Genomic DNA, 11,114 nt, shown 5'->3' on the forward strand with positions numbered 1-11,114 from the left:
TAGGTGATCCATGCTGAAACCAGAACTCATTAACCAACTCATACTAAAGTTCCCTCAACTTCAAGCAGCTACTGTTAAGAAAAGTGTGGAGCACTTAATCCAACTGTTGGAACAAACATTATATCAGGGTCGCCGCATAGAAATACGTGGTTTTGGAAGTTTTTCACCTCATTATAATGCAGCACGTTCTGCTTTTAACCCAAAAACCGGTGAACACTTTTTAGCTCCTGAAAAGTATCGTATCCATTTTAAAATGGGTAAAACACTCAAATATTGTGTTAACAAGCCTACTCTGCAGACTGAAATAAATTCATCTGATTAATGCTCGATTTGTCCCAAAAAATCTCCAAGAGCATAACATAATGCTTGTGTCCCGACACGCTGTAAAGCCGAAATTTCAAATATCGGCACCTGTGCAGGAACTTGGGTCTTTATCGATTGAACAAACTCCTGTAACTCCTCACTAGAGAGTAAATCTATTTTATTTAATACTAACCACCTGGGTTTTGCGGCTAATTCAGGACTGTATTTTATCAGTTCATTTTCAATCAAGGTCATATTTTTTAATGGATCGCTGCCATCTACGGGTCGGATATCCAATATATGTAGTAATAAACGCGTACGATCCAGATGCTTAAGAAAATTTATGCCTAAACCTAAACCTTCAGCAGCACCCGTAATCAACCCGGGAACATCCGCCATCACAAAGCTACGTCCTGCTTCCAATCGCACCACACCTAAATGTGGCTGCAAGGTAGTAAATGGATAATCCGCTACTTTAGGCGTCGCTGCCGATACTGAACGTATCAGACTGGATTTGCCGGCGTTGGGTAACCCTACCAATCCTACGTCAGCCAATAATTTTAAAGAAAGTTTTAAGCGACGCGTTTCGCCGGGATGACCCGGTGTAAATTGACGCGGACTACGATTGGTACTGCTTTTAAATCGCGCATTACCTAAACCATGCCAACCGCCTTTTGCGACACACTGCATTTGCTCTTTGCTGGTTAGATCGCCTATCAACTCTTGCGTATCCGCATCAAAGATTTCGGTGCCGATAGGCACATCTAAAATAAGATCAGCACCCTTTTTGCCTGCGCAATCACTGCCTTTGCCATTTTCGCCACGTGCCGCTTTATAAAGACGGTTATAATGAAAATCAATCAGTGTATTTAGATTGGTATTGGCTTGTAAATAGACGCTGCCCCCATCGCCCCCATCGCCCCCATCCGGGCCGCCTAAGGGGATAAATTTTTCGCGACGAAAACTAACGCAGCCTGCTCCGCCCTTTCCTGCTTCTACTAGTATCTCAACTTCATCTAAAAATTTCATAAAAAACCCCGCTGAGCGGGGTAACCATTAAAAACTATTAAAAAACGATTTTATTTTAAGCGTGTTCAGCTGATTCGGTTAATGCAGGGACCACATTCACATAACATCTGAGTTTAGCTCCTTTACGAGCAAACTTAACCACGCCCTGCACTAAAGCATATAAGGTGTGGTCCTTGCCAATACCGACATTATTACCTGGATGATAATGTGTACCGCGTTGACGGATAATAATATTGCCTGCTTTAACCGCTTCACCACCGAAGTGTTTTACACCTAAACGTTTTGAGTGTGAATCGCGACCATTGCGGGTACTACCACCCGCTTTCTTGTGTGCCATGGTGAAATACCCCTATAAAATCTCGGTAATTTGAACCGCTGTATAATGCTGCCGATGACCCATCTGTTTTCTATGATGTTTACGACGTCGAAACTTAATAATGGTAATTTTATCACCACGACCGTGCTCTACTACACGCGCTTTAACTTTTGAATCCGTTAAAAGAGGTGCTCCCACTTTAATATCGGTTTCGCTAGCCAACAGTAATACTGGAAATTCAACAATAGAGTTAACCTCTGCCGTTAGCTTTTCTAGCTTAATCACTTCGTCTTTAGCGACTTTATATTGTTTTCCACCAGTGGAAATAACTGCGTACATTATACTCTCCAATGAAACTTACCTGTAGGATCTAGTTACAAAATTCTTTTATGATGCTGGCTCCCCGAACAGGACTCGAACCTGTGACCCAATGATTAACAGTCATTTGCTCTACCAGCTGAGCTATCGGGGAATTAAGCCGTTAAGGCCGCTTATAGTAATAGCAGAGGTAGCACGGGTCAAGAGCTGAAATAAATTTATTTATGCCATTTTAGCATTTTAGTTACACTTTATTTTTGTTGATATAACCTGTGCGCCCGCACCCGATCGATTGGTTTATTGTGCAGTATCTCTAAAAAATAGCCTAGCTGCCAACATTGCGTATTGTGTGCTTGTCGGCTAGAGGTCTGATCCCACGGGGGATACACCCGCAACGCGCGTTTGCCTCCTTGACCGGCTATGGAAAGAATACCTTGCTGAACTAACACTGGTTTTGGCATAACAAATTGACCAAAAAACTCACCGCGACGTGTGCTAATAACTAAAATATCAAAAGGATCTAATGCATCATAGGGTTGAATAGGATGTTTCCCTACCCTTTTATATAGCGTAACAAATTGACCTATTTTAGTCGGCGTGATTTTGGCAACGCGAAACTTTACCCGCCGCTCCTGCAAAGTAAACTGATAAGCGCCATATTCGGCATTAGCAACTTCCACCTTGGGTGTAGAACAGTAAAAATTAAGCGCTTTATAAATCAAATCTTTAGTGGTTAAAAGGTCAGGATGTAAAGTCTTCTTCAAGAAATCCTCTGTCTTTGCAGCTTGGGAGTTAGCATTTTGTTCAAATTTTATGGATGCATGCCACCTAGCATAGCAAACTTATATAATAACTACACAAATAATATATAAACCGAAAGACCGCAAGTGGCTGACTGTTAATCAAGCACTCAGTGGTCTTTGCTAAGATTAAATCTCTATTAAAACAATAGCTTAGCGACTAAAAACACTGTTGGAAAAAATCTTGACGCGAATTTTGCGCGTCAAGACTTTTTATAGTGTCATGACCGACCTATCTTCATTGCAAGCGCATAGCATACGGCAACCTAGGAAAGACACTAATAACACTATAAAAACTAGAATCTTCTTTTGCGTTACATGTAACAATAATCTATACTATGACTCTATTCAAGCGAGGAATACTCATGAGGGCCATAGCAAATTTGCGTGTACAAAAGCATCGAGCCAACTTACGTAAAAAGGGTTTAAAGCCAATACAAATTTGGGTTCCAGATACGCATAGAAAAGGATTTGCGGCTGAATGCAAAAGGCAATCTTTGCTAGTAAAGCAGTTTGAACAGGAACAAGAAACGACTGATTTTATCCTGCATACTGCTGACCTAAGGGGATGGGAATGGGAAGAATAAAAAGGGGTAATATAGTCAGCATTGCACTTGCTGGGGATTATGGAAAACCACGTCCCGGGTTAATCATCCAATCAGATTTTTTCCTAAGCACCCATTCTGTCACTATTCTTCCCATGACCAGCCATTTACTCGATGCACCTCTTTTTAGAATTCTAGTAGAACCTACACGCAGTAATGGATTAAAGATAGCTTCAAATATTATGATAGATAAAGCTTACACCACACCTCGTGAAAAAATTGGAAAAATAATGGGTCATCTCGATGCACAGACTCTACTGACGGTGGAAAGAGCATTAGCTGTATTCTTAGGTATTGCAAAATAAATTGAAGCCTAATGCCTAATTACCAAAAGAATTCGCTAGAGTTTCTTATCTTATAGATGGAAAATTGGGCTGTCTAGTTAGATGTTGCCTATTCGTATTATATAAATCAATGGTAGCCTCCTCCGAAGCTATTAAATAGTCCTATTTATTTCTAAATTGAGATCAATAGAATTATCGCCACCAGGCAAGGTGTATTCAAGGTTACGATTTTTATAGAAGTATACTTTCCCTGAATTCACTTTTATGCGTAATTTAGCAAATTGACTGTTTGTACCCTGCCTGCTTCACACAAATATATTTTTTTGTGTCTGGATTTTTTTATACAAAAATTATTATAAAGCCTTTTAATCAATTCAGAAATTACATAATAAGTTCTTTACTGAGACGAGTGAATCTCACGAAAAATTTCGGCCATCGTGTCCCCGAAATTGGTTAGCATCACGCGACTATCGTTGGGCCCCGCGACCGTCCTGCGTCCGACACGCACTCATCCCTAACGGGATTAATGCCCGCGTCTCCCACAATGACTTTAGCACGATGCGTTTCCTGCTTCGCCCGTCAACGCGCACTTATCGCAGGCTCCTCGCTCCGACTTCGTTCTCTCCCTGTCTCGTCGCTAGAAACAAAAAAATTCTAAACCTGTCCGTTTCGTTAGGTAAATTGAAAATTTTTACTTCTAGTGAAGAGAAGAACTGTAAAAAGAAATTTGAAAAATTTTATTATTCACAATAAATAGTGGCCTCTTTTGGAGAGCCGATATTATTCTATTTCATCCAGTCTTGGTTTATTAACAAGCAACTGGGCTACCATTTAACATGCAGACATTAGTACCAGTCAGTGTTATAGGCCCACCTACTGCAGAGCTTATCAAGGAAGAAGGACTACCGGAAACATCTATATCTACTCCATTTAAAGTAATTGTGGCAGTGCCGCTAGTAGCTAATCCGATAGCTTGGTCTGCATTATCAGTAGCTACAATCAGGTTTACATCGCTACCGGTAACCAGAGCATTAGATGCATTTATTCCAATGAGCGATCCAGTGCCATTTATATTAACTAAACTTGTGTTAATTAAAACGTTACCTCCTCCAGAAGCGTTAATCCCATTAGAATTGCCTCCAGCGGTAACGTTAATTTGCGTTCCATCCACGGTGACATTGCTGGTACTGCCTGTAGCTGTCAAAAGCCCATAGACTACAGTTTGACCTGCTGCATTAACCGTAATTGTACTACCTATTAAGCCAATGGTTCCGCTTCCTGAGACGTTAAATCCTTGAGCATTGCCACCACCATTTACCATAATTTGAGTTCCGTTGATAGTCATATTACCTGTACTATTCGTAGTAGCTAAAAGCCCTTGAGCTCCAGTTTGGCCAGCTGCATTCAGTGTAATTGAATCGCCAATTAAATTAATGAGTCCACTTCCTGCAAAGCTAGCTCCCCGAGAATTATCACCGCCAAAAACAGTGATGTTAGTTCCATCAAGAGTGATATTACTACCACTCCCTACGGTGCTTGCAAATCCTATCGCCAAGTTTTGTCCGGTTGCATTCACAGTAATTGAATTAGCGCCGTTAAAGTCTACAAAACCGCTACCTGCAGCATCCAAATAACCAATTGAAGTGTCTCCACCAGTCACATTAATTGCACTTCCACCGCTGACTGTGACATCCCCAGTTCCCTGGCCGAATACCCCTCTAGGGTTGGCTCCACCTGTTACATTAATTTGACTTCCATCGAATATTAAGGGACTAGAACTGGCTGAAAGCGTATGAATTCCTCCGACAGAAGCCTGACCCGCTGCATTCATCGTCAATACATTACCACTTATAAAGTTAACGGGACCACTACCTGCGATTTGGCAAACAAATGAATTACTTCCACCGGTCACATTAAATGTACTTCCATTGACCATGAAAGTGCCATTTCCTGAGGTATCACAGCCAAGGAAATCAGTGCCTCCAGTTAAGTTAAACGTACTGGTATCTATTGTAATGTTTCCATTCCCTTGGGATGAAAATCCAAAAGAATTATTTCCTCCGGTAAAGGTAAGCCTGCTACCAAGGAAATTGACATTCCGATTGCCTATAATTTCTAATCCAAAAGAATCATCATCACCTGTCACGTTAAAAACACTACCATTAATAATATTTAGATTGCCGGTTCCTTCACTCGTGAGTCCTATTACATCATTTGCACCTGTTACATTAACAAAACTACCATCGAAGGTAATATCGCCACTTGCACCCGCTGCATCCCCAAATCCTGCAGCCATATCTTGACCGGTTGCATCCACATTAATTGAACTGCCTCCACTGAAGTTAACAGGTGCAGTACCTTGATGAATATAACCCGCTGATCCAGGAGCACTTGTATTAATATTAATTGAACTACCTCCATTAAAATTGACAGCACCACTACCTTGATCAAAATAACCCACCGAGTTGCTACCACTCGTATTCAGATTAATTGAGCTTGCTCCACTGAAAGTAACCGTGCCTGCTCCTCCGGTTAGTAAGCCAAATGAGTTATTGTCTCCAGTCACATTTATCGAGCTTGCATCACTGAGTACGAAATCTCCTCCTCCATTAGAATTCACCCCAAATGTACTATCTCCTCCCGTTACGTTAACTGAGCTTCCATTCGTTAGATTGAGAGAGCCACTACTCGTTGAATTAATACCTATTGAGTTAGCCCCGCCATTAACATTGATCATGCTTGCATTCGTAGTCAAGCTAGCAGAATTTGAGGCATCCACCCCATGAGAAGAAGCGAAAACCATACTATTGTTTAAATTAGCTTGTGTATTACCTGATAAATCTAAGCCGACAGCGAAAGGAGTCGCTATACTTCCAATCTGGCTGCCATTAATCAAAACATTACTTCCTGAAGCAGTGACGCCTGCTCCGGTTGCCGTACTTGTCGTCGGTGCAAGAATAATATTATTTAAGCTATTGTTACCTTCCAGAATAAATCCCCCTGCAAAGGTAGAAGGCGGGGTTGCCGGATAAGAGTTAATGCTTTGTCCTGTTCTGATCGTGACCGGGCTGGTTCCTCCAACCACATCTAAAGCCGAATAAGTCCCTCCCTCAAAGAAGATCATCGTGTTTGGAAGTAAGGTTTCTAAGCTGGCTGTACCTTGATTGGTGAGATCCGTTGGACCACAAGGATTAGCAAAAGTACAATTAGCCATTGTCAACCCCATCCCACCATTATTAGGTGTTCCTGTTTGACTAAAAAAAGCAATATCACTCAAACTAACAGGAACTATCTGGCCGATTAATTGTGTCTTATTTTGACTAGGTATTGCCGAACCACGTCCTAGTTCAGCTAAATAGCGTTCGACTGGATCAGTGATTCGTTCTTCGACATTGGGATCACTACGATGTACATGCATACCACCGAACTCGACGCCTAAGCCTAAAGCACCCACACTGCGCCGTAAGTTATCGTACGTATAACTAGCAAAAACTTTGATGTTTTGATCCATCCAATATTCTAAACCAACAGCACCGCCTAAAACATTATTTGTTGTTGATGGACTAAAGAAATAGCTGCCTACATAAGCTTTCAAAGGAGTTCTAGGAAAAAGTTGATAGCCCAATTTCACATCGACACCATCACCTGCGTGTTGGGTTACATCAAATAGGTTAAAAAATTCAGAATGCCCACTAAACTCATCAAATGTTAGAAAATTTGAAACATTTTTATTGCGATCACCCATCACGAAATACCCATTAAGATGCGCATCCCAACGAGAGCCTAAGGCTTCTATCCCAGGATTAACAACCCAGATACGTGCATTATTAGCAATTCGACTGTAACCCCCAAAAAGATAGCCCCCTAATATTGCCGAACTATTTCTAAGCCATCGATACCCTAGGCCCAAATCTGCATATCCTTGTGAATCACTTCCATAAGCTAATGCTGGATCAATATAAAAGTTATGCCAAGCGTCTCCTTTTAACGGTAACATTAAATCCGCCTGACCCACGAGATAGTCAGTACTAGCATAACCCTCTGCCGAAAAACGCGCAGGTAACGAAGGAGATGCTTTTGCTGTTGTGCTTATAAAACAGAAGCTAGTAGTAAGAATAACTAATAAAGAGTTGACTATCCCTTTCATCTATTTTCCTTCGTTGTATAAAGATACAAATAGTTGCTATAGAATTAAGCAATCTTCCTGCGTCTATTATTTAAAGATTTAATACTAATAAGAATAAAAAACTTTTAAAGATAATAGTATCTAAATAAGTGTTGTCAAATTAATCTCTCATGTTACGCAGAGGCCAGAACAAACTGTAATTCCTTGAATATAATTTGATAGCTTTTAAAAGTAATTTGTGCTTGGGGAAAGTAATTTATACAAGTTTTAACTTTTACAGTTAGAAAATTAAGTTATGGAGTTATTGCAAGCAAGAAGATAGGAAAACTAGAATGTGCTATATATTCAAATGTTATTTTACTGGAGAGTTGTATAACATTAGATAGTAATATGAGACAGATTATTAATTTCTATCTCGGATTACCCGCTTTTAATTAATAGGAAATTTATCTAATGAGCAACGGTTCCATACTCTCTCTAAATATAGCTGATCTGATTAAAAAAGCGAAGCAGGAAGCAAAAAATACCACCGCTGAATCAGAAGGAAAAGAGGAAACCGATAAAACTGATTCCGTTAGTATCTATCCCGATTTAGAAGGATATATAAAAGATCAGGCCGATAATCTTTACGAAAAATGGCCGAAAGAAGTCGAAAAATTAGAAAAGGACTCCGAATCACTATCTAAAAAAATTGAAACGTTGGTTAATAAGGATGATAAAAATAATCCAAACCGTAAAGGAGATCAGCACTCCGTCCAAGTCTATTTAGAAGATTTCCTTCGACTATGTGCTAAGAGCACGTTATCCATAATGGCAGAGGAAACGAAAGTAAAGGTGAAAGAAGCAGAAGAAGAAAAATTGGAAAAAAAACCGAAAGTAGCTTATTCATTTGCGCAAGGCGAAACATGGCAAGCACCAGAAGATTGGGAACTGCATCATCAATACATTCTAGAAATCTTCAATCCGGAAATTACAGTGTATGGGCCTGAAAAGCCAGAAAAAGATCTAAAGCCCGGAGAAAAAATAGTGGCTGATCCAGAAGAACTTGGGCCGAAGCCAGATAGTGTGATTGGTTTTCTGGGTCAGGTTGGCTTCCAACTAAAAAGAGCAGGACACTGGCTTCTTTATCAACAATGGCCAGATACACCCAAGAAAACTGTCCGTCTGTCAGAACAAGCACCTAAATTAAATGGGATAGACGTTGAAGATGCACCCACAAAAAATATTCCTGACGAAGCAGCCACTAAATCGTTAAACCTAGAAAGCAAGAAAGTAATCAAGTTAATGGCCGATGACGTATATGGCGGAGCGCGTGGAGCGCTACAATCCGATCAAATAATCGAACTATATGATCGGGCCCATAAAGCGAAGCATCGAGATTCCAATACCATGAATTTTTTATACCCTTATACCGATTATGAACGCAAGTCCCCACTGCTGCATAAAGTGGTGCCGAGTAATGCGCCCGAACCCAGAGTAGTGCCGGCGTTAATTGGCGGAGCAATAGGAACCTTCGCAGGACAGGTCGTTAGCGGCGCATTACAAGCGTCAGTTCGTTTTGGATTAGAACTTTACCCAGCAGTCGTTTTCTTAGTTCCTCAAAAGTGTCAGACCTCCCCCAGCTCTTGACGGTCTGGAGTATCACTAACGAGCAAGTATAGTGGACCCCAAAAACTGGACCACTAAAAGAGAGGTATAATTTCCTTCACATTAGGGGGAAAAATGAGTGGTATCCAAAAGCGTTATAGCGCACAAGAAAAAACTAAAATAGTATTGGAAATATTGAAGGGTGAACTTACGCAAAGCCAAATTACGGCTAAGTACGGAGTGCATAGTACGCAACTGTACAACTGGAAAAAACAAGCGTTGGAAGGCATCATTTGCAGTTTTTCCGATCAATCTAAGAAACAGTCTCAGGACCAAAACCAATTAGTAGAAGAGCTGTATAAACAGATAGGCCAGTTAAAAGTAGAACTTGACTGGTTGAAAAAAAAATCAGAATTATTCCGGTGATTGGCGTAACCTGATTGATTTTGACGGAAAATTAAGCCTACGGCATCAATGCCAATTACTCGGTAAAAATCGTTCAAGCCTCTATTACAAACCAATAGAGGTAGACATAGAAACACTGTTATTAATGCATTTAATCGATGAGGAATACACCAGGCACCCTTTTTATGGTTCACGACGAATGAGGGCTTACTTGCAAGAGTTGGGGCATATAGTCAATCGTAAACGTATTCAGGTTTGATATCGATTGATGGGTCTAGAGGCGCTTTACCCAAAGCCCCATTTAAGTCGAGCAGCCGCTGATTTTAAAAAGTATCCGTATTTGCTGCGTGGAGTTACCATTAATCATTGTAACCAGGTATGGAGCACAGACTTGACGTTTATACGTCTAAAACAGGGATTTGTGTATTTGATGGCGATTATTGACTGGTTTAGCCGGTATGTGTTGGACTGGCAGCTGAGTACAACGTTAGAGGCTGATTTTTGTATTGAGACGCTGTCAAGAACGCTAAAGAGGGGAAAATGCGAAATATTTAACACCGATCAGGGAGTGCAGTTTACAAGCCATGGATTTACAAAATTATTACTGGATAGTGATATAAAAATTAGCATGGATGGCAAAGGTCGAGCGTTGGATAATATTTTCGTTGAGCGATTATGGCGCTCTGTAAAATATGAGGCGGTTTATCCAAGTCAGTGGGAAACTGTGCAGGAAGCACGACAAGGATTGTGCGAGTACTTTGAGTTTTATAATCGCGAGCGCTTACATCAATCGCTCAAATATAAAACCCCGTGGTCCGTATATCACGGTTATAATTAGGCATTGAAATTTGAGCAAATAAATGGAAATTATCCCTCTCTTTTCTTGATGTTTTTGGTCTAGACAATGGGGTCCACTATACAGTGTGTTAATGACTATTCTTTGTTATTTATTACGAATTTCTTTGTGGGCCATATGAAAAAATAAGTATTATATGTCTTCAGTACACAAACGTAGAAATTCCTCAAAGCTGAAATCTGTTCCTTCTCTTTCACAAGTCTCGAAAATTTTTTCTAGTTTTTTAGCCAGTTTATCGATCTCAACAGGCCGCTCTTTGAGAAGAGCATCTGCTTGCTTTTCTAGAGATTGTAGATAATTCTTCATGATATTTTTTCCTTGGAAAGTGGCTTAGTCGCAGATTGAAGTTTAATCATGTTTAGGTTACACAATTCTCTACGCAAGTGACATTTGCATATAAGCCTACTTTTAAAAACTATTATGTACGAAACACAACAGAAGGTATTTTTTATTAAGGCTAATAATTCTCACCTCATTTAATGGAT

The 11,114-nt window shown here is 40.3% G+C and carries 10 protein-coding genes, 1 tRNA gene and 1 pseudogene; 5 read left to right on the forward strand and 7 right to left on the reverse strand.

From position 1 onward, the window contains the following. Nucleotides 1-10 precede the first annotated feature (10 nt). Nucleotides 11-322: an HU family DNA-binding protein gene (locus AAHI99_RS04220; RefSeq protein ID WP_342227055.1), complete on the forward strand. Its 312-nt coding sequence runs from the start codon at nt 11-13 to the stop codon at nt 320-322. Here AAHI99_RS04220 and cgtA read toward each other — a convergent pair. From cgtA to AAHI99_RS04245, 5 genes are all read right to left on the reverse strand, one after another. Then, nucleotides 319-1,332 carry an Obg family GTPase CgtA gene (gene cgtA / locus AAHI99_RS04225; protein WP_342227056.1) on the reverse strand — a complete coding sequence of 338 codons (1,014 nt, stop codon included), beginning with the start codon at nt 1,330-1,332 and terminating at the stop codon, nt 319-321. The genes AAHI99_RS04220 and cgtA overlap by 4 nt on opposite strands. Nucleotides 1,333-1,387: 55 nt before the next feature. Then, nucleotides 1,388-1,669: a 50S ribosomal protein L27 gene (rpmA, locus tag AAHI99_RS04230; RefSeq protein ID WP_342227057.1), complete on the reverse strand. Its 282-nt coding sequence runs from the start codon at nt 1,667-1,669 to the stop codon at nt 1,388-1,390. 12 nt (nt 1,670-1,681) lie between these two features. Continuing rightward, on the reverse strand, nt 1,682-1,987 hold the full coding sequence (gene rplU, locus AAHI99_RS04235; protein ID WP_342227058.1) for a 50S ribosomal protein L21: 306 nt from the start codon (nt 1,985-1,987) through the stop codon (nt 1,682-1,684). A gap of 57 nt (nt 1,988-2,044) precedes the next feature. Beyond that, nucleotides 2,045-2,120, reverse strand: a tRNA-Asn gene (locus tag AAHI99_RS04240). Nucleotides 2,121-2,217: 97 nt separating this feature from the next. Further along, on the reverse strand, nt 2,218-2,730 hold the full coding sequence (locus AAHI99_RS04245; protein WP_342227059.1) for a MepB family protein: 513 nt from the start codon (nt 2,728-2,730) through the stop codon (nt 2,218-2,220). A 401-nt stretch (nt 2,731-3,131) separates the two neighbouring features. Between AAHI99_RS04245 and AAHI99_RS04250 the strand changes: the two genes are divergently transcribed. After that, nucleotides 3,132-3,353 (forward strand): antitoxin MazE family protein, encoded by a 222-nt coding sequence (locus AAHI99_RS04250; protein WP_342227060.1) that lies wholly within the window; start codon nt 3,132-3,134, stop codon nt 3,351-3,353. Next, the gene (locus AAHI99_RS04255) at nt 3,341-3,676 is read left to right on the forward strand and encodes a type II toxin-antitoxin system PemK/MazF family toxin (RefSeq protein ID WP_342227061.1); all 336 of its coding nucleotides are present in this window, start codon (nt 3,341-3,343) and stop codon (nt 3,674-3,676) included. Before AAHI99_RS04250 ends, AAHI99_RS04255 begins: the two co-directional genes overlap by 13 nt. 787 nt (nt 3,677-4,463) lie before the next feature. Here the strand turns inward: AAHI99_RS04255 and AAHI99_RS04260 are convergent. Continuing rightward, on the reverse strand, nt 4,464-7,802 hold the full coding sequence (locus AAHI99_RS04260; RefSeq protein ID WP_342227062.1) for a histidine kinase: 3,339 nt from the start codon (nt 7,800-7,802) through the stop codon (nt 4,464-4,466). A 432-nt stretch (nt 7,803-8,234) separates the two neighbouring features. On the opposite strand from AAHI99_RS04260, the gene AAHI99_RS04265 reads away from it, so the two are divergent. Then, the gene (locus tag AAHI99_RS04265; protein WP_342227063.1) at nt 8,235-9,410 is read left to right on the forward strand and encodes a hypothetical protein; all 1,176 of its coding nucleotides are present in this window, start codon (nt 8,235-8,237) and stop codon (nt 9,408-9,410) included. Nucleotides 9,411-9,503: 93 nt separating this feature from the next. Next, nucleotides 9,504-10,611, forward strand: a pseudogene (locus AAHI99_RS04270) (IS3 family transposase). Between the two features lie 150 nt (nt 10,612-10,761). Here AAHI99_RS04270 and AAHI99_RS04275 read toward each other — a convergent pair. Beyond that, nucleotides 10,762-10,935 carry a hypothetical protein gene (locus AAHI99_RS04275; RefSeq protein ID WP_342227064.1) on the reverse strand — a complete coding sequence of 58 codons (174 nt, stop codon included), beginning with the start codon at nt 10,933-10,935 and terminating at the stop codon, nt 10,762-10,764. Nucleotides 10,936-11,114: the final 179 nt, after the last annotated feature.

This window comes from Rickettsiella endosymbiont of Rhagonycha lignosa (assembly GCF_964031165.1).
Classification (GTDB): Bacteria; Pseudomonadota; Gammaproteobacteria; order Diplorickettsiales; family Diplorickettsiaceae; genus Aquirickettsiella.